Annotated in this window: 26 protein-coding genes, 1 pseudogene and 1 riboswitch; of the genes and pseudogenes, 23 read left to right on the top strand and 4 right to left on the bottom strand. The window is 40.3% G+C overall.

The window, feature by feature from the left end:
• Positions 1-4: 4 nt before the first annotated feature.
• The 12 genes from NR125_RS04635 (at position 5) to NR125_RS04580 (ending at position 13,516) form a co-directional block, all read left to right on the top strand.
• Entirely contained in the window at positions 5-541 is a 537-nt protein-coding gene (locus tag NR125_RS04635; RefSeq protein WP_009332806.1) for a spore maturation protein, read from the top strand.
• 457 nt (positions 542-998) lie between these two features.
• Positions 999-1,724 carry a 23S rRNA pseudouridine(2605) synthase RluB gene (gene rluB / locus NR125_RS04630; RefSeq protein ID WP_019380356.1) on the top strand — a complete coding sequence of 242 codons (726 nt, stop codon included), beginning with the start codon at positions 999-1,001 and terminating at the stop codon, positions 1,722-1,724.
• A 184-nt stretch (positions 1,725-1,908) separates the two neighbouring features.
• Complete coding sequence (gene resA, locus NR125_RS04625; RefSeq protein WP_009332804.1) at positions 1,909-2,433, top strand: thiol-disulfide oxidoreductase ResA; 525 nt, start codon at positions 1,909-1,911, stop codon at positions 2,431-2,433.
• Between the two features lie 19 nt (positions 2,434-2,452).
• On the top strand, positions 2,453-4,084 hold the full coding sequence (gene resB / locus NR125_RS04620; RefSeq protein WP_009332803.1) for a cytochrome c biogenesis protein ResB: 1,632 nt from the start codon (positions 2,453-2,455) through the stop codon (positions 4,082-4,084).
• Positions 4,085-4,096: 12 nt separating this feature from the next.
• Positions 4,097-5,278 carry a c-type cytochrome biogenesis protein CcsB gene (ccsB, locus tag NR125_RS04615; protein ID WP_009332802.1) on the top strand — a complete coding sequence of 394 codons (1,182 nt, stop codon included), beginning with the start codon at positions 4,097-4,099 and terminating at the stop codon, positions 5,276-5,278.
• Positions 5,279-5,901: 623 nt separating this feature from the next.
• The gene (locus tag NR125_RS04610; protein ID WP_019380359.1) at positions 5,902-6,618 is read left to right on the top strand and encodes a response regulator transcription factor; all 717 of its coding nucleotides are present in this window, start codon (positions 5,902-5,904) and stop codon (positions 6,616-6,618) included.
• Complete coding sequence (locus NR125_RS04605) at positions 6,615-8,399, top strand: ATP-binding protein (protein ID WP_256814771.1); 1,785 nt, start codon at positions 6,615-6,617, stop codon at positions 8,397-8,399. Before NR125_RS04610 ends, NR125_RS04605 begins: the two co-directional genes overlap by 4 nt.
• Before the next feature lie 254 nt (positions 8,400-8,653).
• Positions 8,654-9,205, top strand: a complete 552-nt coding sequence (gene sigX / locus NR125_RS04600; protein WP_009332798.1) for an RNA polymerase sigma factor SigX — start codon at positions 8,654-8,656, stop codon at positions 9,203-9,205.
• Complete coding sequence (locus NR125_RS04595) at positions 9,180-10,445, top strand: hypothetical protein (RefSeq protein ID WP_071157037.1); 1,266 nt, start codon at positions 9,180-9,182, stop codon at positions 10,443-10,445. Before sigX ends, NR125_RS04595 begins: the two co-directional genes overlap by 26 nt.
• A gap of 218 nt (positions 10,446-10,663) precedes the next feature.
• Positions 10,664-11,563 carry a LysM peptidoglycan-binding domain-containing protein gene (locus tag NR125_RS04590; RefSeq protein WP_071157039.1) on the top strand — a complete coding sequence of 300 codons (900 nt, stop codon included), beginning with the start codon at positions 10,664-10,666 and terminating at the stop codon, positions 11,561-11,563.
• Positions 11,564-11,632: 69 nt separating this feature from the next.
• Positions 11,633-12,445 carry a histidinol-phosphatase gene (locus NR125_RS04585; RefSeq protein ID WP_192907750.1) on the top strand — a complete coding sequence of 271 codons (813 nt, stop codon included), beginning with the start codon at positions 11,633-11,635 and terminating at the stop codon, positions 12,443-12,445.
• 152 nt (positions 12,446-12,597) lie between these two features.
• Positions 12,598-12,769: riboswitch (FMN riboswitch) on the top strand.
• A 162-nt stretch (positions 12,770-12,931) separates the two neighbouring features.
• Positions 12,932-13,516 carry an ECF transporter S component gene (locus NR125_RS04580; RefSeq protein WP_009332794.1) on the top strand — a complete coding sequence of 195 codons (585 nt, stop codon included), beginning with the start codon at positions 12,932-12,934 and terminating at the stop codon, positions 13,514-13,516.
• A 145-nt stretch (positions 13,517-13,661) separates the two neighbouring features.
• On the opposite strand, the gene NR125_RS04575 is transcribed toward NR125_RS04580, so the two are convergent.
• Positions 13,662-13,910 (bottom strand): ferredoxin, encoded by a 249-nt coding sequence (locus tag NR125_RS04575; protein ID WP_009332793.1) that lies wholly within the window; start codon positions 13,908-13,910, stop codon positions 13,662-13,664.
• A gap of 344 nt (positions 13,911-14,254) precedes the next feature.
• Here NR125_RS04575 and NR125_RS04570 point away from each other — a divergent pair, with 344 nt between their 5' ends.
• The 5 genes and pseudogenes from NR125_RS04570 to NR125_RS04550 all read left to right on the top strand — a co-directional run bounded on the left by NR125_RS04570 (position 14,255) and on the right by NR125_RS04550 (position 18,695).
• Positions 14,255-15,229: a YpbB family protein gene (locus NR125_RS04570; RefSeq protein ID WP_256814769.1), complete on the top strand. Its 975-nt coding sequence runs from the start codon at positions 14,255-14,257 to the stop codon at positions 15,227-15,229.
• Positions 15,226-16,725, top strand: coding sequence for a RecQ family ATP-dependent DNA helicase (locus NR125_RS04565; RefSeq protein ID WP_019380367.1), 1,500 nt, complete (start codon positions 15,226-15,228; stop codon positions 16,723-16,725). Before NR125_RS04570 ends, NR125_RS04565 begins: the two co-directional genes overlap by 4 nt.
• A gap of 6 nt (positions 16,726-16,731) precedes the next feature.
• A complete protein-coding gene (locus tag NR125_RS04560) occupies positions 16,732-17,355 on the top strand; it encodes a CPBP family intramembrane glutamic endopeptidase (RefSeq protein WP_019380368.1) in 624 nt (207 codons plus the stop codon).
• 54 nt (positions 17,356-17,409) lie between these two features.
• A complete protein-coding gene (locus tag NR125_RS04555) occupies positions 17,410-18,144 on the top strand; it encodes a LysM peptidoglycan-binding domain-containing protein (protein WP_071157048.1) in 735 nt (244 codons plus the stop codon).
• Between the two features lie 92 nt (positions 18,145-18,236).
• Positions 18,237-18,695: pseudogene (locus NR125_RS04550) on the top strand (YpbF family protein).
• Between the two features lie 57 nt (positions 18,696-18,752).
• On the opposite strand, the gene NR125_RS04545 reads toward NR125_RS04550, so the two are convergent.
• The 3 genes from NR125_RS04545 to NR125_RS04535 all read right to left on the bottom strand — a co-directional run bounded on the left by NR125_RS04545 (position 18,753) and on the right by NR125_RS04535 (position 19,886).
• On the bottom strand, positions 18,753-19,322 hold the full coding sequence (locus NR125_RS04545; protein WP_009332784.1) for a manganese catalase family protein: 570 nt from the start codon (positions 19,320-19,322) through the stop codon (positions 18,753-18,755).
• Between the two features lie 76 nt (positions 19,323-19,398).
• Positions 19,399-19,659, bottom strand: coding sequence for a spore coat protein CotJB (locus tag NR125_RS04540; protein WP_009332783.1), 261 nt, complete (start codon positions 19,657-19,659; stop codon positions 19,399-19,401).
• Positions 19,660-19,661: 2 nt separating this feature from the next.
• Entirely contained in the window at positions 19,662-19,886 is a 225-nt protein-coding gene (locus tag NR125_RS04535; RefSeq protein ID WP_019380371.1) for a spore coat associated protein CotJA, read from the bottom strand.
• A gap of 146 nt (positions 19,887-20,032) precedes the next feature.
• Between NR125_RS04535 and NR125_RS04530 the strand changes: the two genes are divergently transcribed.
• The 6 genes from NR125_RS04530 (at position 20,033) to NR125_RS04505 (ending at position 25,303) form a co-directional block, all read left to right on the top strand.
• The gene (locus NR125_RS04530; protein ID WP_019380372.1) at positions 20,033-20,665 is read left to right on the top strand and encodes a CBS domain-containing protein; all 633 of its coding nucleotides are present in this window, start codon (positions 20,033-20,035) and stop codon (positions 20,663-20,665) included.
• Between the two features lie 59 nt (positions 20,666-20,724).
• Positions 20,725-21,129, top strand: a complete 405-nt coding sequence (locus tag NR125_RS04525) for a hypothetical protein (RefSeq protein WP_009332780.1) — start codon at positions 20,725-20,727, stop codon at positions 21,127-21,129.
• A gap of 28 nt (positions 21,130-21,157) precedes the next feature.
• Positions 21,158-21,928, top strand: coding sequence for a metallophosphoesterase (locus NR125_RS04520; protein WP_009332779.1), 771 nt, complete (start codon positions 21,158-21,160; stop codon positions 21,926-21,928).
• Positions 21,929-21,999: 71 nt separating this feature from the next.
• A complete protein-coding gene (locus NR125_RS04515) occupies positions 22,000-22,905 on the top strand; it encodes a MerR family transcriptional regulator (protein ID WP_009332778.1) in 906 nt (301 codons plus the stop codon).
• A gap of 123 nt (positions 22,906-23,028) precedes the next feature.
• Positions 23,029-23,610 (top strand): genetic competence negative regulator, encoded by a 582-nt coding sequence (locus NR125_RS04510; protein ID WP_009332777.1) that lies wholly within the window; start codon positions 23,029-23,031, stop codon positions 23,608-23,610.
• 418 nt (positions 23,611-24,028) lie between these two features.
• Positions 24,029-25,303: a Glu/Leu/Phe/Val family dehydrogenase gene (locus NR125_RS04505; protein ID WP_009332776.1), complete on the top strand. Its 1,275-nt coding sequence runs from the start codon at positions 24,029-24,031 to the stop codon at positions 25,301-25,303.
• The last annotated feature ends 270 nt before the right edge of the window (positions 25,304-25,573 follow it).

The raw sequence follows: 25,573 nt of genomic DNA, 5'->3' as shown, positions 1-25,573 counted from the left end.
TAGGATGGAGATTGTGTCAGCTGTTTCCCTTTGGTTAATTCCTATTTTAATAGGATTTATATTAATATATGGAACATTTAAAAAAGTTCCTACCTATGAAAGCTTTACTGAAGGCGGAAAAGAAGGCATAAAAATTGCTGTATCCATCATTCCGTTTCTTGTCGGCATGCTTGTAGCCATATCGGTCTTCAGGGCTTCCGGCGCTCTGGAGTATTTTATGGATCTGATCAGGCCCGGACTAGATGCCCTTGGAGTACCTCCTGATATCGTGCCCCTGGCTATCATCCGTCCGATCTCTGGTACTGCAGCTCTGGGAATGACCAGTGATTTAATCGCTGTCCATGGTCCCGACTCGTTCATAGGCAGACTTGCCTCAGTGCTTCAGGGCAGTACAGATACAACTTTTTATGTACTGACGGTCTACTTTGGGGCGGTAGGAATCAAAAAAATGGGAGATGCCCTCAAAGTCGGACTCTTAGCCGATTTGGCAGGCATCATTGCCTCCATAGTGATTGTAACACTTGTTTTTGGAAATATGTAAAACAGAATGGAAAATAAAAGGCGTTTAATATAGGGTCTTAACGATGAGTCAGGTTGTTGCTATTTAACTGCAAACGAAGTTTAACCACCGGGCTGATTGGACTGGAGAGCACTTGATCCTCGAAAATGCATTCGTATTTTCTTCGTGCGGTGTAAATTCACAGAAGAAAATCCAATGTCCGGCGTGAGGAGGCTATCGTTCCTCTCTGCGGGTTCACTAGCCGCAGCGGAAATCAGCGGATATCAGTTTATAAACAAAACATCCTATTAATAAAAAGATACCTAATTAGGTGTCTTTTTTTATTTTTATCCAAATTCCAACATTCAGTAATTACAGACTATTTCTGATGCAAGCTGTTTTAACTATGGTTTGCTTTGAAAACTTGACGAATTATGTCATAATTCAGTAGGAGTGAAAAAGTATGAAATACTGTTAATAAAACTTTGAGGTGACATATATGGAAAGATTGCAGAAGGTTATTGCCCATGCTGGGTTTGCTTCGCGAAGAAAAGCGGAAGAGCTAATGGCTGAAGGCCGTGTAAAGGTTAATGGAAAAACAGTGAAGGAGCTGGGAGTTAAGGTCTCTCCTTCAGATCGGATTGAAGTGGATGGAATTCCAGTTGAGAGAGAGGAGCCCGTTTATTTCCTTCTCTATAAGCCAAGAGGAGTAATTTCTGCCGTTTCCGATGATAAAGGCAGAAAAGTCGTCACGGATTTCTTTGAAGGAATCAAACAAAGAATTTACCCTGTTGGCCGATTGGATTACGATACATCCGGAATTCTCATTCTTACCAATGACGGGGAATTTGCAAATCTTTTAATGCACCCAAGCAATGAGATTGAAAAAGTCTACGTTGCCAAGATAAAAGGCATCCCTTCAAAAGAAAGCATGAGAAGCCTTCAAAGAGGAGTGGTCCTCGAAGATGGAAAAACAGCGCCTGCTAAAACCAAACTTTTATCAATGGATAAGAAAAAACAGACAGCCATTGTGGAAATCAGCATCCATGAAGGACGCAATCGCCAGGTTAGAAGAATGTTTGAAGCCATTGGCCATCCCGTTCTGAAACTGAAGAGGGAGAGATACGGCTATCTTACTTTGCAGGGTTTATCAGCGGGAGATGCGAGAGAACTTACGGCCCATGAAGTTAAACAGCTGCGGGCACTTGCTATGAAGAAGAAATAGTGAGCACAATAAAAATTCATAGAAGTGTCACAGTTACGATAATTTGTTAACAATATAGGTATGATGAAAAATGCTATAATAGTAAACAGCTATGAGGCTAAATTCTTTTTCCATATGTTACATATTAACGTGTTAAAGGTACGATTTTTGATCTGAAAAGGATGCCTTAGGAGGGAAGTTTTTTATGAAGAAGCAGCGTCTGGTAATGAGAACAGTCATATTGCTTGTCCTTGGTGCTGCCGTGGCATATACGCTATACGCTAATTTTACGAAAGACAAGATTCAAAAGGTTGCTGTAGGAGAAAAGGCACCTGATTTCGTTTTGACAGACATGGATGGAAATAAACACCGGTTATCAGATTATGAAGGCCAGGGTGTTTTCCTGAACTTTTGGGGAACATGGTGCAAGCCCTGTGAGAAAGAAATGCCATATATGAACAACCAATACAAGCAATTTAAAGATGAGGGTGTTCAGGTTTTGGCTGTCAATGTAGGAGAAACAGATTTGGCAGTTAATAAATTTTCTGAGCGTTACGATTTATCTTTCCCGATTGTCATTGATAAGAATACCCAGGTTCAATCAGCTTACGGGATTAATCCTCTTCCTGCAACTTTCCTTATCGATAAAGACGGAAAGGTAGTCAAGTATATTACAGGAGAGATGACTGAAGATACAATCAAGAACTATATGGAACAGATTAAACCATAAGTTACGGGGAGTTTTATATATGAAAGAAGTAAAATGCGACTGCGGCCATGTAAATCCCATAGGTACGATACTATGTGAGTCATGCGGCAAGGTATTGGAAGAAAAAGAAAAAGATAAGAAACTTCTGGATATGCGGTATGAAGGTAGTGCACGCCGTTCGCAAACCTATAACAAAACCATAATTGATAAAATATGGAATTTCTTCTCGTCTGTAAAGGTTGGAGTCTGGCTGATTGTCATAACGCTGATTGCTTCAGCCCTAGGAACGATTCTGCCTCAGGAAATGTATATTCCGCCGATCATGCCTGCTGAAGAATATTACGAAGATCAATATGGATGGATAGGCAAATTATACTATGATTTAGGATTCCATAACCTTTACAGCTCATGGTGGTATTTGATTTTGATTGCCTCAATCGGCATATCGCTTGTAATATGCAGTCTGGATAGGGTAATCCCTTTGTACAGGGCTCTAAAAAAACAGAGGGTAAGCCGTCATGAAAGCTATCTCCAGCGCCAGCGGGTTTTTGGGGTTTCACAGGCAGAAGACACTGATCAGGCATTTACTATGGCAAAAGAAAAATTAAAATCAAAGAAATACAGCATCAGAGAAGAGAATGGAAACATCCTTGCCGAGAAGGGACGTTTTTCAAGATGGGGCCCATACGTTAACCATGTAGGGCTTATCATATTTTTAATCGGCGGAATGCTGCGTTTTGTACCAGGCATGTACGTTGACAAAATACTCTGGATCCGGGAAGGCGAGACAAAGGTCATTCCTGAAACCAATGGAGAATACTACCTTAAAAATGATGGCTTCATCCTTGAAATGTACGATAAAGAGAAAGATAAAGAAGTGTTTGAAGAAGCGATCGATAAAGCAGGAATGGTAGCAAAAAATTATCAGTCCAATGTGACTCTTTATAAAAAACAGGGAGATACAGTTGCAGGGGAAGAGGCTGATCTCGAGAAAGTTAAGGATTTTGAAATTAAGGTAAATAAACCTCTGAAGTTTGAAAAATTTGCATTATACCAAGTAGATTACAAGCTTAATGAGCTTAACAAAATGTCCTTTGCCCTGACCAATAAAAAAACGGGTGAAGAATATGGTGATTTAACAGTCGACCTGAACGATCCTCAGGATGTATATGATCTTGGAAATGGCTATAAAGCTGAAGTTGTCAGCTATTTTCCTGATTTTGAATTTGATGAAAATGGGGAACCGATAACAAAGTCCAGAGTTCCTAATAATCCTGCCTTTGTTTTTAAAATGTTTACTCCGGATAAGCCAGATGGCGAAATTAGCTTCGTTGCAATCAGACAGACAATTGAACCTTTTGGTGATAATGAATATAAGATGGCATTTAAAGGCATAGATACTAAAAATGTATCGGCTCTGACTGTCCGAAAAGATTTAACCCTATGGATTATTGCATTGGGCGGTGTTATTTTCATGATAGGTGTTGCACAGGGGTCTTATTGGAACCATCGAAGAATCTGGCTGCGCCGTGTCAATGGAGAAGTATGGGTAGCCGGACACACGAACAAAAACTGGCATGGACTTAAAAGGGAAATAGAGGCAGCATTGGACGGAACCGGAATTAAGGTGCCGGAAGACCAGCTGCAAAATCAAAGTGAAAAGAAAGGCTAAGGAGGAATCTGAGTGGTTACAATAAGCAGCAATTTACTATACACAGCTTTTATCCTCTATTTAATTGCTACTGTCTTTTTTGCTGGCTCCATAAAGGATAAGAAAAATACAAACAAAGGGCCAAACAAATGGGCGGCAATCGGATTATGGATTACCATTATCGGGTTTGCTGCACAGTTGGGCTACTTTATTACGAGATGGATTGCAGCCGGGCATGCGCCTGTCAGTAATTTATTTGAATTTACAACATTCTTTGGAATGTCGCTTGTAGGTGCTTTTATAGTGATTTATTTAATTTATAAAACACCTATTTTAGGAGTCTTTACGCTTCCTGTTGCTTTGCTTATGATCGCTTATGCAAGTATGTTTCCGCGGGAAGTTTCACCCCTGATCCCGGCTCTGCAGAGTGATTGGCTTCATATTCACGTTACAACTGCAGCAGTTGGACAGGCTATTTTAGCTGTAAGCTTTGCTGCAGGAATTATCTATTTGGTTAAATCAGTCGATCAATCAAAGCAAAGCAAACAGAGATTCTGGCTAGAAGCCGTTATGTTTGGCTTGGTTTGTACACTTGGCTTTATTATTATAAGCTCAAGCTTTTCAGCTTCCGGCTACAAGGCTGAATTTAACTGGGTTGATAAGAACGGACAGGAAGATGTTCTTGAGTATCATATGCCCGCTTTAACAGGTCCTAACGAAGGAAAGCTAATTACGGAAGGGAAATTTGAACCGCTGGCAGAAATGCCTGCAATTATTAATGCAAAAAAATTAAATACAGTTATATGGTCATTGGCTTCAGGTATCATTTTATATCTTGCATTAAGATTGATTCTCCGAAAAAGAGTTGGAGCTGCGCTTCAGCCGCTTGCTAAAAATATTAATCTGGATTTGGTTGATGAGATCGGCTACCGTTCAGTATTAATCGGATTTCCGGTATTTACGCTCGGAGCGTTGATATTTGCCATGATATGGGCACAAATCGCCTGGACTCGTTTCTGGGGATGGGATCCAAAGGAAGTATGGGCACTTATTACCTTCCTATTTTATGCTGCCTATCTTCACCTTCGCCTTTCAAAGGGCTGGCATGGTGAAAAGTCTGCGTGGCTTGCAGTAATCGGATTTATCATTATCATGTTTAACCTGGTTGCGGTAAACCTGGTCATTGCAGGATTGCACTCCTACGCCGGATCATAACAAGAAAAGCGGAAGCCGCCTTGCTCACCCCCGACAAGCACAAGACGGGCCTCCCGGAAAGGCGTCCTTTGCCTTTTTTGGAGGATTACTCGAAATGTGGAGGCGCGACTGCCCTATCAACGTACGCAGACTAAGATCGCCACGTCCTGTGGAAACGCCTTATGACCCCGAGTCCCTAGGAGCCGAAACAAGACAAGCTTGTGACCTCGAGGGGGTAGGCGCTGGAGTTAGACAGTTCTCAAAATTCAAAGATAATAATTCTGATATTAATCATACAAGCCTTCACTTCACAACAGTGAAGGCTTTAATTAAAGCTATAATTCTTCTGTGATTTTCTGCTCTATATTTACTATGTGTCACCGGGATTTGATTGGAGCGGAAGGTGAGAGATCCTCGAATATGCATCCGCATTTTCTTCGTGCGGTGTTCTTTCGAGGAAGCTCATTCAACGTCCTACGGGAGTAGCGTACCAGGGGAGACCCCGCAGACGCTAAGCGTCGGAGAATCCAGGCAGCCCCGTGTGTCGCTAAGTGCCTGCAGCGGAAATCAACGGGCAGAATTCTTTAGCTAAAATAGATTTTTGAGAAGAGCCATTTCTATTGAACGTTAGGGGGATTTGAAAAATGGAAAACCAAGTGAAAATTCTACTAGTGGATGATGAAGAAAGAATCCGCCGTTTATTAAAGATGTACCTTGAGCGTGAAAATTATTCGATTGATGAAGCGGAAAATGGAAACCAGGCTTTGTCAAAAGCTCTCGCAAATGATTACGATGTCATCCTTTTGGATTTAATGATGCCCGGCAAAGACGGCATTGAAGTCTGCAGAGAGCTGAGAGAGAAAAAAGCTACTCCTGTGATCATGCTGACAGCCAAAGGGGAAGAAGTTAACCGCGTACAGGGGTTTGAAGTGGGCACAGATGATTATATTGTAAAGCCTTTCAGCCCGAGGGAAGTTGTGCTGCGAGTGAAGGCATTATTGCGCAGGTCTTCTAAAACTACCTACCTTCAAACAGAAACAACAGCAAAGGATGTAATCGTTTTTCCTCATCTAACGATTGATAATGATGCTCACAAAGTGTTGGCTGATGGAAAAGAAGTCAGTTTAACGCCAAAGGAATATGAACTTCTCTATTTCCTGGCAAAGGCACCGGATAAGGTTTTTGACAGGGAGCAGCTGCTTAAGGAAGTTTGGCACTATGAATTTTTCGGAGATTTAAGAACTGTCGATACACATGTGAAGCGCTTGCGTGAAAAATTAAATAAAGTTTCTGAGCAGGCTGCAAGAATGATTGTCACTGTTTGGGGAGTGGGCTACAAGTTCGAGGTTATTAATGAATGATGCTCTTTAGGAGTGTTGCAGGCAAGCTTTGGGGCACAATTCTTTTGTTAGTTTCATTTGTACTGCTGATTTTAACAGTCATGCTGCTTGAGTTTTTTGAAAATTACCATATAAATGAAACAGAGAAAGGATTATCGAATACGGCCCATAAAATAACCAGAATTTTAAAAGAGCATAATCGTGAAGTCGGTTTGGAGATCTCCTGGGAACTTGTCGACGATGTTACAAAAGTAGTCATTATTATCTCGCCGAAAGAGTACTACTATTCTCCAAATCATACAGGTTCATTAAAACTCCCTATCTCCTACCTCACCGAGGAAGATGATTTAAAAGAAGTCCTCACGGAAGATAAGACTGTAAAAAAAGTAACATCCGTTAATCCTGAGTACACAGATGTAGACGCAGATGATGACAGCAAGATTCTTATAATTGGGGTCCCTCTTGAAGGGGACAGCAGCAATGGGGCCGTCTTTATTTATCAATCCATTGAAGTCATGCATGAAACACTGCGTTCAACGACTAAATTTATTTTGCTGGCTGCAGGAGTTGCCATTATCCTAACAACTATCTTTGCATTTTTCTTATCGACAAGAATTAATGCTCCGCTCAGAAAAATGAAAGAAGCTGCCTTTGAGGTAGCAAGAGGTAAATTCGACACAAAGGTTCCGATCCTGACTAATGATGAGGTTGGCGAATTAGCCATGGCTTTTAATCAAATGGGCAGACAGCTGAAATTCAATATGAATGCTCTAAGCCAGGAAAAAGAACAGCTGGCAAGCATTCTAAGCGGGATGGCTGATGGGGTAATCACCTTCAACCGGGATGGCACGATCCTCATCACAAATCCTCCTGCAGAGCGGTTTTTGCAAAGTTGGTTTTATGAACTGGATGACATTGAGAATAATACAGAGGAAGTGCCATCCAAAGTCATGGAGCTTTTCCAGCTTGCTGTTAATACCGAGAAGGAGCAGATCGGAGAAATCTCTATACAAGGACGTTCCTGGGTGATAATCGTAAGCCCTCTTTATAATAATAAATATATAAGAGGAGCGGTTGCGGTTATCAGGGACATGACGGAAGAGCGTAAGCTTGATAAGCTCCGGAACGATTTTATAGCGAATGTTTCTCATGAATTAAGGACGCCGATTTCTATGATGCAGGGGTATAGTGAAGCGATTGTCGATGATATTGCCGGAACGGACGAAGAGAAAAAAGAGATGGCAAGTGTCATTTATGATGAATCCCTGAGAATGGGCCGGCTTGTGAATGAATTGCTGGATCTTGCCAGAATGGAAGCCGGACATATTCAGCTGACAATGGAAGAAACTGAAGTGAATTCCTATCTGCAAAGAATTATCAGGAAGTTCCAGGGGCTGGCAAAAGAGAAGGAAATTAGTCTGGAACATGATCTGCAAAGCAAGGGTGTCCCAATTCAAATTGATCCGGACAGAATTGAACAGGTTATGACTAATCTGATTGATAATGCTATCCGGCATACCCCTCAGAATGGAGAGGTAAAAGTGCTCGAGAGAAGTGATGAACGGGGACTGTTTATCGAAGTGAGAGATTCTGGCTCAGGGATTCCTGAAGAAGACCTGCCGTTTGTATTTGAACGCTTTTATAAAGCGGACAAAGCAAGAACGAGAGGCCGATCTGGAACTGGCCTTGGCCTTGCAATTGCAAAAAATATAATTGAAGCTCATAAAGGCCATATTACCGTTCAAAGCAAGACCGGACACGGTACGACATTTTCAATCTTTATCCCTCGAAATGAAGGATAAAGGCGAGAAATGTGGCGATTGTTCTTGATACACGGGAAACAATTTATCATAGGCTTAGGGAAGGAGATGCATAAAATTTCCTTCCCTTTTTTTTGAAATATAGTTCTAATCAACAGGCCGGGCGTTTTTGAAGGCAAGGGAGTAATCCTGCACCCAAACAGGCTCTTGCGCTTTTCTGCAAAATAATAATATAGTTAAACTGTAACTTTTTTTAGAGAGAGAACGACTATTTTATTGAACGGGGAGGGGAATCCATGGACTCCGTTTTTGATGATCTTTATAAAAAATACCATCATGACGTTTTTCAATTTCTTTTTTATATGGTCAAAAACAAGGAACTGGCTGAGGATTTAGTCCAGGAAGTCTATATAAGAGTATTAAAATCATATGAAAAGTTTGAAGGGAAAAGCAGCGAAAAAACATGGCTCTTTTCCATTGCGCGGAATGTTGCCATAGATTCCTTTCGCAAGCAAAAGGGCTGGAAGCAAAGGATTATGGAGAAATTTGACTGGTCAACTCAGGAGGTAAAGGATGAACTTCCCTTGCCGGAAGAAATTGCCGTGCAAAGAGAAGAAATTCAGCTGATCTACCGCTGTCTGGATTTATGCACCATTGACCAGAGGCTTGTCATAATTATGAGATATATACATGAACTCAGCATTAATGAAACAGCTGATTCACTTGGCTGGTCCGAAAGCAAGGTTAAAACAACCCAGCATCGTGCCTTAAAGGTGCTTAAGAAACATATGGAAGATTTTAAGGTAAAGGAGGGAATGGATAATGAAGGAATCGAAGTGGAGCGATGAGCAGCTTCAGGAATTGCTGAGACAGTTGCCTAAAATTAAAGATGATCGTAATCCGAGAGACATTTATCAAGCCATCGAAATTAAGATGGGAAAGCAAAAAAACAAAACATGGATCCTGCCATCTATCGCAGCGGCTGCTGCATTGCTCCTGCTTTCTATCCTCGTCCCAAACCTTATGAGCTGGCAGGAGTCTGCCGATAAGCAGGTCGAATCGAAAGCGGACCAATCAACAACCTCATCTGAACAAATAACAAGTGAAAATAACACTTTTCTGGAAGCAAAAGAGGAAGACTCTGAATTAATTGCTCAAGAGAAAGGCTCAGAAGAACAGGACCAGGCAGAGCTGTCCACTGAGCCGGAAGCGGAAGTAAATGATGAGGAGATAAGCCAGAAGACGGTTGCATCAGAATCTAGCCCTACTGCCGTTTATGAAGAAGATTTGGCAGGGAAAGAGGTACTGACTTATGCGATTCCAGATAAGGCGGCACAAAATATTGTACCCGTCAGTGTTTTAGTTGATGAAAATCCTGCCAGAACGAAATTTGAATTATTTGAAGACACGATGGGCAGGCTGACCGAGGATGAATGGGGTTTAGATGATTACTATCCTCTGAAAGCAAATTTTGCCTATGATCAGGGAAATAAAATGTTAACTGTTGATGTGCCAGCGGATCATCCATATAGTGTGTCTTCCACGACAGAATTACTTTTAGAGAAGGTCTTGTCCAATATAATGAATAATCTTGATATAGAAAAGATTAACCTCATGACTGAAGGGGAAATCGGCATTGAATTTAGCCATTACGGATATACAGAGGAATTTATCCCGGAAAATAGCAATGGTAACTTAATTTATTATTTCTTATATCCAAATGGCGCAGATTCAACACCATTCCTGGTCCCGCTAAGAGAACAGCTCAACTCTATAAAAGATGCTCTAACAGCCATGAAGCAAAACCGGACTGAAAATAATTTACAGGCATCCATACCAGAAGACTTTGATTTTGAAACAGAAGAAATACAGGATGGCAAACTCTTAATCCGTTTTAATAATGAATCAGAAATAATTGATGATGAATCAACACTTCATGCGATTGAAGCAATACTTCTGACGGCAAAAGACTTTGATTTTGACACGGTTAAATTGGAAAATGCAGATGTTGATAAAATAGGCAATTTTGACCTTACTGAAGAATTAAAGGTACCAATAGCAGCGAATAAACGAGATTTGCCAAATTAGAGAGGCGGCCCATGCGGCTGCCTTTTCTTTTTTCAGAGATAAAAATCCCTCAGGTCTGCATAAAAACTATGCTGCTGGAAGTATACTAATAACTGTGCTTTTAAGAGCTTTATTATTAATTGTTCTAAAAGAGTACAAGCTGTCATAGGGTGAAAGAGAGTGCGGTCACTGAAAGGCACTCGTACGGATATTTCAGCTGACAACATAGGAGGAAAAGAATGAAGGATTACATAAGACGTTTCTTTATCGCAGGAATAATGGCTCTTTGTGTGAGTCTGTTATTTCTGGGAGGGAAGCATTCTAAAGCTGCCGAGCCAAAAATTCCGGAACTGACAGAGCATTGGGTATGGCCTGCAGATGGTGTAATTACAGACACGTTTGGGACAAGAGAAGGACAGCATAAAGGCATTGATATAGCTGGAGATTCCGGGTCTCCAGTTTATGCTGTTGACGCAGGAATTGTGTCCAGGTCTTATTATTCCCAAACATATGGAAATGTGATATTCATTAAACATAACAATCAATCTGAAACAGTATACGCCCATCTGGATAAACGCTTTTCTGCTGAAGGAGAAAGTGTTGGGCTGGGACAGAAAATCGGACTGATGGGAAGCACGGGTGACTCCTCAGGGGTGCATCTCCATTTTGAAATACATACGCAGGCATGGACAGCTGATAAAATAAATGCAGTTGACCCTTCTGTTGCATTTGGGATGGGAGAAGTTGGACAAGCTGTAAATGCAGTGATGAAAGATGAAAATGCGCGTGAAGTTTCAGCACGGCCATCTAATTTTGAGTCAGGGAAAATAAAAAATGGTTTCGAGGAAACTTACCATATAGTTAAAACAGGGGAAACATTATGGTCCATTGCTGCACACTATAATTTGCGGGCCGGGGAAATTGCGGATTTAAATAATATTAATCCTGATCACATTTTTTCAGGTCAAAAACTATTGATAAAACCCGTGAAATCTTTAGAATACACTGTTAAACAGGGAGATACTCTATCTTCTATAGCAAAAATGCATGATACAACGGCAGAAACAATCAAAAAATTAAATAATGCTGATTCAGATACAATAAAAATTGGACAAATTCTAATCATTCGCAAAAAATAGAATAGAAATGATTGCACCGCTTTACTCCCTTAAAGTATAATGGGTAAAAAAACTGGGGGAGTTTGAGAAATGCTTACAGACTATCATAATCATCTCGAAAATGGCACGTTGAGCCTCGATTATTTAATAAAATTCACAGATGCTGCAGCCCGGAAAGGCATTGAATCTTTTGGAATCTCAGAGCATGCATATCATTTCTATCAGACAGCAGACATCCTGCAGAATTCATGGGTAAACGAAAGGCGCTTTTATGATATGAAAGACTATGTGAATGTTTTTCATGAAGCGTGGAGCAATGACATAGATGTGAAGATGTCAATTGAAATGGACTACACGCCAGGCAAACACCGTGAAATGGCGAAGTTTATCAATAGTTATTCTTTTGACTATGTTATTGGATCCATTCATTGGGTTGGAGATTTCGGCATAGACCTGGCTGAATTTAGGAAAGAATGGGATAAAAGGGATTTATATGATGTATATCGTAAGTACTTTGATCAGGTGGTCACTCTGGCTCAGTCAAATTTATTTGATATTGTTGGCCATTTAGACCTCGTGAAAATTTTTAAATATGTTCCCCAGGACGAAGAATTCCTGCTGGAGCAATATGATCGTGCAGCCAATGCGCTGGCAGAATCCAAGACATGTGTTGAAATCAGCACGGCTGGTCTGCGAAAACCAGTGGGGGAACTATACCCGGACAAACGGCTTCTTCAGAAATGCTATGATAAAAATATCCCGATTGTTCTTTCGTCTGATGCACACTTTCCTGAACATGTAGGTGCAGATTTTGAAAAAGCAATTGATCTTGCAAGAGAAGTGGGGTATCAGTCCATCATGACATTCTCAAAAGGAGAAAGAAAGGAAATTCCGCTTGGATAATATAAAGGATGGCATATTGCCGTCTTTTTTTGTTATATCGATAAAAATCTGTAAGGCTCTAGGTTAGAGAGATTCTCTATATCTGTCAGGTAAACATATCCCTTCACAGAATAACTTTTTTTCAGTATAATTAATTTGTATAAATAAATACGGTCTATCTTCGGGGCAGGGTGAAATTCCCGACCGGCGGTGATGGGTCATTCTTGACTCTAAGCCCGCGAGCCTGAAAGCAGAGTTTTTGAAGAGAAACCTTTGCGGTTAATTTGGGCAGGATTTGGTGCGATTCCAAAGCCGACAGTACAGTCTGGATGGGAGAAGATGGAGGTTCTGCAGACGTTCAAAAAATGCAGGTTTTGAACGTTATTAAGCGTGCCTTTGCAACTCTCCCTCAAGTTATATTAGCTTGAGGGTTATTTATTGCGAAGACATTTGCTTAGCTGAACCTTTCTTCTTTAGGAGAGATAGTCCTTAAAAGGAGAGAGGAACATGAAAAAACTTAATATCAAAACCATGGTTGCCATCGGAATGCTGAGCAGCATTTCTTACGTATTAATGCTTCTCAATTTTCCAATCCCGCCGTTTCCGCAATTTCTGATGATTGACTTCAGTGATATTCCTGCATTAATCGCTGCGTTAATTTTTGGGCCGGCAGCAGGGATTTTGGTGGAACTTATTAAGAATATTCTTGACTACTTCATGACAGGGAGTGCAACAGGAGTACCTGTTGGGCATATTGCAAACTTTGCCGCAGGCATTTTGTTCGTCCTGCCGACTTACTATATGTACAGCAAGCTGAAAACAAAAAAGGGCATGACGTTTGGACTTGTTATCGGCACAATGGTTATGGCTGTCATAATGAGTGTGCTTAATTACCTTGTAATACTGCCGGCATATACTTTCTTCCTTAACTTCCCTGCAATGTCAGCACCTGAAATGAGAACTATGATTGTGACAGGGATTTTGCCATTCAATATTATAAAAGGTTTAATCATTTCATTTGTTTTCATGCTTATTTTTACACGCATGAGAACTTGGGTGGAGAAGCAGGCTGTTATAAAAAGCGCAGCTTAATAATATATAAGTTTAAAGCAGCGGCAAATGTGCCGCTGCTTTTTCTATTCACTCCATTTAATCTTGTTAAATGTTAACATAAAAAACTCCCTTTCATGATGAAAGGGAGCAGCAGCTTAACAAAGGGTAAAGTATGGTTGAAGGATTATTCGTATTTAAGCGGATCGCCATCAAAAGCATCATCAGCTACTTTAATTGAATCGGTTGGGCAGCCTTCAAATGCATCCATCATATCATCAACTAATACATCAGGAATTTCAACGATACCCTGGTTATCATCAAGGGTAACGAAAGCGATGCCTTCATCATCATAATCATAAATGTCCGGTGCAGCTGCGCCGCAAGCTCCACATGCAATGCATGTTTCTTTGTCAACAATTGTATACTTTGCCATGAAAAAAACCTCCCAAGATTTAAACAATTAATCGTCCATCAAGATGATGGTAACACATTCCTCACATCTATTGTAAAACTGAATGTTCAACTTTTCAATAGAAAATGTATTGAGAATGCTTATCACACAAGGGTTTAGGCATAATTTACCCTGTGAATAAATAATTAAAACGGCCTGCCGATTTCTTTCATGATAAAATGGAAGAAGGGCAACAAGCTTCTTAAAACAAGAAAAAAATCTTTGGCCGTAAGGTGAAAAAAATGGAAAGATCTTATTTAAAAACTATAATAATGTACTGTATTAAAGAATTACAGGGACAAAGAACTATATATTCTATTTTACATTTGCTCAATGGAAAAAAATCTTCCCAAACCATTCAGGATGCTCATTTATTTCAGCTAACCCCGCTTTTTAGAACATTTGGAAGTTTAAGCCGGGATGTTCTGGATCAACTTGCACAAGAAATTGTAAGCAAAAGCTGGATGACTCCAACTGATGAAAAGCATTACATTTTGACTTCAGATGGTAAGGAAGAGCTGGAAAGGTCTCTTTTAGAATGTCCAATACCGTCTTCATTAAACGGATGGCTGTATCATAGTGCAGGTGACCTGTTTTGGGAGAGGATTACTCTTTTAATCCAGGTTATATCACATTTAAATAATAACAATGTAAAATACCTTCCTATTCAAAGAAAAAGAGATGTTCACGAATGGCTGAAATACTTTTTGAGAACATCTGGATTCGCCCGCAATGAAGTAGGAAGTGTGCTAAACAGGGAACTTTGCCAGTGCCTTGAAAGACTAAGTGATATTAATCCTGCTGTACTGACATTGAGGCTGACAGGCTATAACCGTATTGGCCTCACTGCTGTTCAGACTTCAGAACAGCTGGGAATCAGTCATGATTATTATCACCATCAGTTCCTTGGAGCCATTCATCATATCCTTGCAAGCGTAAGAGAAAATCCTGACGAATATCCGCTTATCGATAAATTAGTGAGCGGGACAGGAAATGAAGTTCAGCTAACGTTGTCTGCTCAAAAAACATATACACTGCTAAAACAGGGACTGGATTTGGATGTGATCGCAAAAACAAGAAACTTGAAAAAAAGCACAATTGAGGATCATGTTGTGGAGGTAGCGTTAAATGACAGCGGTTTTAATATCACAAGTTATGTTTCAGAAAAGAAGCAGAAATTGATTCTTCAAGCAGCGAACAGTGCTGATTCATTGCAATTAAAGCAAATACGTCAAATGGTGCCGGAATCCGATTATTTTGAAATCAGATTAGTCATGGCAAAGCTTGGAGAGGGACAATGAGATTAGAAGCGCTATTACAGAGCAAATTTGGATTTTCTGCCTTTAGACCTGGACAAAAGGAGATCATTGAATCTGTGCTTTCAGGGAGAAATACTGTTGCCATGCTGCCTACAGGTACAGGTAAATCCCTATGTTATCAGCTGCCGGGATATATGATTGAAGGTCAGGTGATTATTATATCTCCTTTGCTGTCCCTTATGCAGGATCAGGCTGAACACCTTATGATGAATGGGGAAAAAAAGGTGATTGCATTCAATTCCTTTTTAACCCGCGGAGAAAAAAAACAGGCATTGATTCATCTGAATCAATATAAGTTTATCTTTATTTCACCCGAAATGCTTTATTATGAGTCAGTACTATCACAGTTGAAGAAATTGCGCATTGCTTTATTTGTTGTGGATGAAGCTCATTGTATTTCCCAATGGGGGTATGATTTCAGACCCGATTATTTAAAGCTGGGGGAAGTCAGGAAAATTATAGGGAACCCGGTTACTCTGGCATTAACAGCTACAGCTACCGCTGAAGTTAAAGCAGATATAAAAAAGTCACTTGGCATACTGGACTGCAGCGAATTTATATACTCCGTTGACCGTCCTAATATTGCATTATCTGTAGAAAGGTTAGAGAATTTCCGTGAAAAAACAGAGAGACTTGTGGAGCTTGCTGAAATCCTTCAGGGCCCTGGAATTATTTATTTTTCCAGCAAAAAAATGGCGGAACAGTCAGCTGAGCTGCTTAGGGACAAAGGAGCCAAAAGAGTGATGGCTTACCATGGGGGAATGGACCAGGAAAGCCGTATCCTTGTGCAGCAGCAGTTTATTCATGGGCAGCTCGATCTTATTTGTGCTACAAGCGCCTTTGGCATGGGGATTAATAAAGATAATATCAGGTATGTAATACACTTTCATATGCCTCTTCAGATTGAATCCTATTTGCAGGAAATTGGCCGGGCAGGGAGAGATGGAAATCAAAGTATAGCCATTATGCTCTATGCACCGGGTGATGAGCAGCTTCCCATACAGCTTGCAGAAAGTGAATTGCCTGACAAAGCACAAATTGATTGGATTAAGGAATGGATAGAAGAAAACCCAAATGCGATCCAGAATATTGGTCCTTTTGAAGAGCAAATTAAGCAGCGTTCCGGTTTGACCGATGTTCAGTGGCGAATTTTTAATGATTTTTTTGAAAAGAAAAGCAAATCTGGACTCGATTACAGAAGGATTCTGCAGGAGATGAAGGAGTATTATGAAGGCAGAATCAAACTGAAAAGGGATAGCATTGAGGAAGTATATAAGTGGATCTACAAGAAGACATGCCGGAGAGAGAGTATACTTTCCTGCTTTGATGAGGAAAAAAATGCCTCAGTCCCATCCTGCTGCGATATTTGCGGTTTGCAATTGGAAAATTTCTTAAGGAATACAAATTCAGATAATCAGGAAAGCCCGCTGTATGATTGGAAAAATCATCTGGAATACCTCCTGATTCCAAGTGAGTGAACCAAAATGAGGAAAAGATACGCGGACATTATTAAGGAATTGACTGACAAGGAACTATTATTCCATCTTTATCTTACTCAGGTGCTTATTTTATCCATTTCTTTGATACTAAGTATTATATTGTTTAATAGTTTTGGGGAGTTCCAAGCTCTTTTTGAATTCAATGATATAAACATTTTTGTAATTGGAGCGGCGGCAGGAGCTGCAGTTGTCCTGATTGATATCGTGTTGATGAAGGTTCTCCCTGAAGTGCTGTATGATGATGGAGGATTAAATGAGAAAATCTTTCAGAATCGCAGTTTTATCCATATTGCTTTTATTGCGGCTGTGGTGGCGTTTAGTGAAGAACTTCTATTCAGGGGAGTCATTCAGACCCATTTCGGCCTTGCTATTTCCAGTCTTATTTTTGCGCTTGTTCATTATCGATATCTTTTTAATTGGTTTTTGTTTGTAAATATTATTACATTAAGCTTTTTAATAGGTTATATTTATCATATAACCAATAATTTGCTTGTTACGATTGTTATGCATTTTCTGATTGACTTTCTTCTTGGTATTCTTATTCGAAAACGTTACCTGAAAAAAACTATAAGGAAAGCTGAAGAGGACAATTCAATTAACGATCATTAACAGCAGCACACAAAATATACTTCTTATGATTTTTATTACAGGAAGGGATGAAACATGAATAAAGAAGACCCTTATAGAGATCAAGCTGAAAGACTCCGTAAGAAGATTGACCGAAAACAGGAAGCGGAATATAGCGGGCAAAAATCCGCTTTGCCGCCACGGAGCCGTGTTCACCAGGAAAAAAGGAAAAAGAGTAAATGGAAGGTTAAATACCCAGTTATTCGCCTGCTTGCTTTATTTTTTATCCTTTTGCCCATCACCATTTTCAGTATATATCAATATGTAAGTAGTGATAAAAGCATTAATGCCGGGTTAAATGCAGAAAATGAAGAAACCGGTTCTGAAACGGTCGTTTTTGCCACAAATGATGAAGGGGAAGGGACAACCATAGAAGTAAGAGAAGAGCCGGAATCCCAGGAACCTGAGAAACCTGAAAAAGCTGAGGGCGTTCAAGTAAAAGAAGATGCCAAAGTCCAGCAGGAAAAAGAGGCCTCTCAAACGACTGATAAAGAAGATAAAGGATCTGAATCCAATTCCAAAAAGCAAGCCCAGCAAACAGCACCTGAAAGTACAGACTCTTCCAAAACTGCCGGGAAACAGGAACAGGAAGAATTAAAAACGGAAGGCAAAGTTGTTTACCATACGGTCAAACCAAAGGAAACAATTTTTAGAATTGCCATGACCTATTATAAATCCCAGTCGGGAATTGAAAAAATAAAGCAAGCCAACAATTTGCCGTCGAATGAAATACAAACGGGCCAGGTATTAAAGATTCCGCTTGAGCAATAGAAGGAGCGGAAACAGGTAAGGCAGCGGCCTCTCTTTCTTAGTCATATAATAATGGACAGGCTCATACATTATTGAGAAAGGGAGGGAGAGTATTGGAATCGCCAATTAGAATGCTTGACGAACGTACAGATCAGGCTACCAGAAAAATGCTTGAGAAAGTGGTAGAGAGAAAGCAAAAATTTGATCGATTCAAGTCCTGGCATTTACTTGCCATGTGGGCAACTGTTTTTATTTCTTTTTTATTCTTTTTATATATTTATAAAAGTGTTATGCAGCCTTACTCTTACTCGTTTGCTTCCATGTTTTCGGCTTTTGTCAATCAGTCAGCTAATTTCTATTTGCTCGTTTTTTCTGTTGGCCTATATGGGCTTATGAACCTTCTGAGGGAAAAAAGAGAAAAAGCAGAAAAAGAATATCATGCTCTAAGGTGTGAAATAATAGATAAGAGCAAAGACCTTTGGAAAAAAGAAGATAAATGAAAAAACCGCCATACTGTTTTCGAAATGATGAAAAAAAATTATGATATAAATCTTTATCATGAGAATAAATGACAGTGCAGTTAATGGAAAAAGAAGCAGCTTGCCTGCTTCTTTTTTGTTAAGTATCTTTTAAAAGAATTTCTTCTTATCCCGTTCTTCCTTAAGAATTTCCACGGCTTCTCTAAAGCGCTGTGAATGAACAATCTCTCGTTCTCTTAAAAACCGGAGTCCGTCATTTAAATCCGTGTCATCACTCATATTAATGATCCACTGATAGGTTGCTCTGGCTTTCTCTTCTGCTGCGATATCTTCGTATAAATCTGCAATTGGGTCTCCCTTTGCCTGGATATAAGTAGCTGTCCAAGGAACACCTGCAGCATTATGGTAAAACAGTGCGTTATCATGGTCAGCATAATGATCACCGAGACCAGCGGCTTTCATTTGATCAGGCGTAGCGTCCTTCGTTAATTTGTATACCATTGTTGCGATCATTTCCAGGTGGGCAAACTCCTCTGTTCCAATATCTGTAAGTAGCCCGATGACCTTATCAGGTATAGAATAACGCTGGTTCAAATATCTTAGGGCAGCAGCAAGTTCTCCGTCAGCCCCCCCATATTGTTCAATTAGAAACTTTGCCAGTTTGGGGTTGCATGTGCTTACCCTTACCGGATATTGCAGCTTCTTTTCATAAACCCACATTCTTTCTCAGCTCCTTTCAAATATCCAGATATATTCCTATTTAGCGCCTTCATATAAGAAGGCGCCGGGAAAAAATTTATACTTGCCAAGGCCACGGTGCATCATCCCAATTCCAAGGCTGGCCGGAATAGCTGTGTCCAAATTGCATTAATGGACCATACTTGCTCTCAATGGCATTTCTCAGTTTTTTTCGTTCCTTTGCATAGTGATTGAATTGCTTAATGGCTTCAGAATCATTGTTATGAGTGTCAAGGTATAGAGTCAGTTCAACAAGGACAAAATCCACAGCCTGGAGCTGTTCAAGAAGCTGATAGTAATCTGCCGGCAATTGTTTCATGGCTATTGTCCCTCCCTGGCTTTTTCATAGGGACTGTACCATGGATCATAGAAAGCCTTCCAAAGCGTTCCTGCTCTTAAAGCCTCCATTGGCGTAAATTGTTCAAGCCCTGGCGGCTGAAATCCCATATATAGATTTGGAGGAGTGGAATAAGTTTTGACCTTTATAGGAGTGCAAGGGTCAAATGGGCTTACATAAGGGTGCCAGGTTTTACGGAGTGTATTCATCATAATCCCTCCTTTTTATGCGTCATTGAAACTTATGAAAAGTGCAGTGTTTTTATGATTGTTTACTCTAATAAAAAGAAGGGAAAGTTGAGGTGATGGCGAAATTAAATGTTAGGTCTAATTAATATTACTCTGAGGTGATGGCAATGTTTGTGAAAAGTATCATGATCCCCAAACATACCTGTTATACAATCGGACAGGATGCACCATTGAAAGAAGCTCTGGCTCTGCTGGAGGACCATCAGATTGACGGGCTTCCTGTATTGGATGGCGAACAATATGCCGGCATAATTACGAGATATGGAATATATGAGAACTTCTTTTTGTCAGGTAATTCAAAGGAGGGTTTCCTGGAAGGAACACTGGTCAAGGATATTGCCACACATCAGGAGCAATATTTAAAAGGAAATGAGATTTTTGAAAAAACGCTTCTGGATTTAAAGGATTTCCCTTTACTTGCAGTTTTGGGCGATAATCGAAAATTTCTGGGCATTGTTACACGCTTTGATGTTCTCGCTCAATTCCAATCGGCCTTCGGAACCAATAAATCCGGTGTCAGGATTGCGTTTACTTCGGTAGAAGCGGAAGGGCGAATTGCACGTTTAGCCGAAATCGCCCATTATTTCCATGAACACATCATTTCCCTTGTTACCTTTGATGAAACAGACAAGCTGGTCCGCCGCATCGTGATGAAGGTTGAAAAAAATAATAATATGGATAAGTTCATCAGCCGGCTTGAAAAATCCGGTTTCCGTGTTTTGGACATAACTGAGGACTAGAGTAAATATAGTCAACAAAATAAATCCTTCTCATACACTTTGTATGGGAGGGATTTATTTTGTTTTTTATTTTGCTGAAGCTATTTACAGGCTTTATTAGCGGCATATTATTTATTAAATTTTTTCCGGTGTCTATTCCAATGGGCATCTCGGATATGATTGTCATTTTTGTACTGGAGCCGGCGGGCTTCGTCATGGGAATGATTTTTTTCCTTATCGCTTTTATAGCCAACGCAGAGATCATCAGAAGTATTATCGAGTGGACTGCCAGGCTTTTAAAAAATATGAGGTCATTAAAACATATGGATGCTTTATTTGGGCCTGTGCTGAGTTTATTGCTAATTGGAGGCTTTTTTGTTTTGTCAGTCCTTTCGCCATGGGAAGCATTTGCCCTTTTCTGTTTTTCAGTAATTTATGGTATTATTTCTTTAGATTTCAAGAAAATCAATCTTGCCGAAGACTGATCGAAGGCGATTGATGGCAGGAGGATTTATGATATACCTAATAGCTTTGGCCATAATTGGCGGTGCGTGTTTACTAATGTATATGTTTAGTGAGGCATTTGCAGATAGAATTATATATAAAGAGCTTTCTTTTCCTGAGTTTCCGGAAAGCTTCGGTGAAGTAAAGCTTTTTTTTATTTCGGATATTCATAAGAGGACGGTGTCAGAATCGATAATCGGGGAGGTTAAAGAAAAGAAGCCTGATCTGGTCATCATCGGCGGCGATCTCTTGGAAAAAGGAGTCCCTTTTGAAAGAGTAAAGAAGAACCTTTTGGGATTAAAGGAATGCGGGCCCGTCTATTTCGTTTGGGGGAATAATGACTATGAAGCGGATTACCACGAGCTAGATGCTCTGCTTCTCGAATGCGGAGTAAAAATTCTAGATAATACTGCCCTTTCCTTTGAATCAAATGAAGGAGAACGTTTTATTTTGATGGGAACAGATGATCTAAGCAAGGATAGGGATCGGCTCGACCTTGCACTTAAGGATGCAGGCTCAGGGGGGTTTCAGGTGCTGGTCAGCCATGATCCAAGAATCATTAACAGTATAACAAAAGAACAAAATATTCACCTGGTGTTAAGTGGACACACACATGGCGGGCAAATTCGCATTTTCGGGTTTGGTCCTTATGAGAAGGGCCGGATAAAAGTGCTGCCGCAAACAACTATTCTGATCAGCAACGGCTATGGTACGACCGGTGTGCCATTGAGGCTGGGGGCAAAGCCGGAAACTCATTTCATTACAATTAATAAGGGCTGAAAATAAAACACACCCAGATTTTACAGTTCCACCGGCGGTTTTTATAATTAGTAATGAATGGAGGGCTGGGTATGGCAACTGAAGAAGGAAAGTATAATATTAAGGCTGTATCTAAGATGCTCGGCATTCAGCCAGGAACGTTAAGAGCATGGGAGAGACGGTATCAAATTGTTGCTCCAAAGAGAAATGAATCTGGCCATAGGCTTTATACAGAGGAACATATCAAAGTGTTAAAATGGCTGATCAGGAAAGTGGATCAGGGTTTTTCCATAAGTCAGGCTGTTTCCCTTCTGGAAAATAAGGAACTGAATGCCGAGCCGCTTCAGATGGATAAGGAAGGTGATCGGTCTGGTGCCCTCGCCAATGAGCTGCTTGAAGCTCTCCTTCAGTTTAATGAAACAAAAGCACATGATTTAATTAATCAGGCTTTCAGTTTTTATACAATAGATAAAGTTCTTATTGATATATTAGGTTCACTTCTTGTAAAAATCGGGCATCAATGGGAAGAGGGGAAAATAACAAGTGCACATGAGCATTTTGCCTCATCTATATTAAGATCCAGAATTGGGATGATTCTGCATTCTTTTCCGCATAACGGAGTTCTGCCAAAGGTGATAGCAGTCTGCGGACCAGGTGAAGCTCACGAATTAGGGCTATTAATTTTTACTTTATTTTTGCGCAGAAGAGGATTTGAAGTCGTTTACCTTGGGACAAGCATCGCTGAAGAAGATATCGAAACTGTGATTGAGATAGTTAAACCAAAGTTTATATTCTTATCCTGTACGATGAAGTCCAACGTACCAGAAACCCTAAAACTGTCAGAGAGCCTTGCAGAGACTTATGGGAATTTGCATGTAGGCATTGGGGGATTCGGGATTGATACCCTCAGTAATGAAGAAAAAACGAAGTATGAACAGTTAATTCCCGGCAGTTCCACAAATGAATGGGAAGAATGGATTAGAAAACGGCTCCAATAAGATAAGATCTGGCGGTAAATTGCCGGGTCTTTTCTTTTTAGCCATACAAAATAAGACGACTCACAAACTGCGCAATGTTTCATACACTAAATCAAAGAGTTGGTTCAGGTCAGGGGGCTTATTATGCGCTTAGAACGTTTGAATTATAATAAAATCAAAATCTTTCTCACATTAGATGATTTAAATGATAGAGGACTGACTAAGGAAGATGTCTGGAAGGATTCACTTAAATGGCATCAGCTTTTTCATGAGATGCTGGAAGAGGCAAGTGAAGAATTTGGTGTAGATATTCAAGGTTCAGTTGCTGTGGAGATATTCTCCATGCAGTCTCAGGGAATGGTTATGATCGTTACAATGGAGGAGCAGATGGATGATGAAGAGCTCCTTGAGGATGGTTTTATTGAAATGCAAGTAACTGTTGAGGGCAGTGAAGATATATTATTCGAGTTCCAGGATTTTGAAGATGTAATTCAAATGGCTGCAGAGCTGAATCGTGTACAGATTGAGGAAGGAAGCCTTTATTCTTATAAAGAGAAGTATTATTATCATGTTACTGATATAGCGGCAGAAAACGTTCATAGAGTAATTGCCATACTAGCTGAGTACGGTGATTCAGCCTTTACCAGCATACATGTTATTCAGGAATATGGGAAAGTACTTATCGAGTCCCAAGCAGTAAAAGAGCTGGTAAAATACTTTTCATAAGGCTGAAAAGAGGGAAATCCTCTTTCTTTTTTTTGAACATAGGCAATCTTCCCCGCACAGATTATCAGGGAGGATGATTACAGCGAAATACAGTGATTTTGGATTAAATGGTCATGAACTATATAAAAATTGGGTAAAACAAGTATAGTCAATCAAATGCAATAATAGCATAAAAATGGAAAAGTTTTTAACTAAACAGTAAAGAGGGAAATGGATGTTTCCTTTAGGTTAAAACGGGAAAACGGGTACTAGGAGTAAACAGAAAATTCCCTTTAATACCAGGGCTGAGAGCGGTTTCATGAAAATATTAAAAAATGAGGAAAAGTACATTATTCTTCTTGCATAAATTAGGCAAAGGTGTATACTAATCCATGGAAGCGGACAACTAATGAAAGTGATTTTTCTAGGAGGTTTACAAATGGTAGCCGAGAAAGGTACTGATTCAAATAAAGCTGAAAAATTGGACGTCTTAAGGTCGACTCAAACTGTCATACATAAGGCTTTAGGGAAGCTGGGATATTCTGATGAGGTCTATGAGCTTCTAAAAGAGCCAATTCGCATGATGACAGTGAAAATCCCTGTACGGATGGATGACGGAACAGTAAAAGTCTTTACTGGCTACCGGGCCCAGCATAATGATGCTGTTGGTCCTACTAAAGGCGGTATTCGTTTTCACCCGAATGTAACTGAAAAGGAAGTAAAGGCACTGTCAATCTGGATGAGCTTAAAATGCGGAATTGTGGATCTTCCATATGGCGGAGGTAAAGGCGGAATCGTTTGCGACCCTCGCGATATGTCCTTCGGTGAGTTAGAGCGGCTAAGCCGCGGTTATGTACGGGCAATCAGTCAAATTGTGGGACCGACTAAGGATATTCCTGCACCTGATGTATTTACCAATTCGCAGATCATGGCATGGATGATGGATGAATACAGCCGGATTGATGAATTTAACTCTCCAGGCTTCATTACAGGTAAACCACTTGTACTAGGCGGTTCACATGGACGGGAATCAGCAACAGCTAAAGGGGTTACAATTTGCATACGCGAAGCTGCAAAGAAAAAAGGCATTAATCTGGAAGGTGCAAGAGTAGTTGTTCAGGGATTCGGTAATGCTGGAAGTTTCCTCTCAAAGTTTATGCATGATGCTGGTGCAAAGGTTGTTGGCATTTCAGATGCTTATGGCGGTTTATATGATCCAGACGGTCTTGATATCGATTACCTCTTGGATCGCCGTGATAGCTTTGGCACTGTGACAAAGTTGTTTAATGATACAATTACAAATAAAGAGCTGCTTGAACTTGATTGCGATATTCTGGTTCCTGCGGCCATCGAAAATCAGATAACAGAAGAAAATGCACATAATATAAGAGCGAGCATTGTAGTGGAGGCGGCTAACGGCCCAACTACTTTGGAAGCAACACGAATTCTTTCCGAGCGCGGAATTCTGCTTGTGCCTGACGTGCTGGCCTCGGCTGGAGGAGTAACGGTTTCATACTTCGAATGGGTGCAAAATAACCAGGGATATTACTGGACCGAAGAAGAAGTAGAAGAAAAGCTTGAGAAGGTAATGGTTAAGTCATTTGATAATATTTATCAGACGTCCCAAACCCGCCGTGTGGATATGCGCCTGGCTGCTTATATGGTTGGTGTGAGAAAAATGGCGGAAGCTTCAAGATTCCGCGGATGGATTTAATTATAAATCCCATTGGTGAAAGTAAGACATTTGAATAATCATAAAAAATCTCCTATCATAAACTGATGGGAGATTTTTCAGTTGTTTTCAGTAAAGGTTGTTGCTTTTTATCTTCAAACTAAGTTTACCTGTTGAGTTGATCTTCGCTGTGGGCACTTTATCCACGGAATTCATCCGCATTTCCTTCGTGGGGGGTTATTTCTAGGACGCTTATTCAGTATCCTGCAGGAGGTTAGGGAAGTGAGAGACCCCGCAGGCGGAAGCGAGGAG

Source organism: Cytobacillus sp. Bac17 (assembly GCF_024519925.1).
Taxonomy (GTDB): domain Bacteria; phylum Bacillota; class Bacilli; order Bacillales; family Cytobacillaceae; genus Cytobacillus; species Cytobacillus pseudoceanisediminis.
This window is presented reverse-complemented; position numbering and strand designations above follow the sequence as displayed.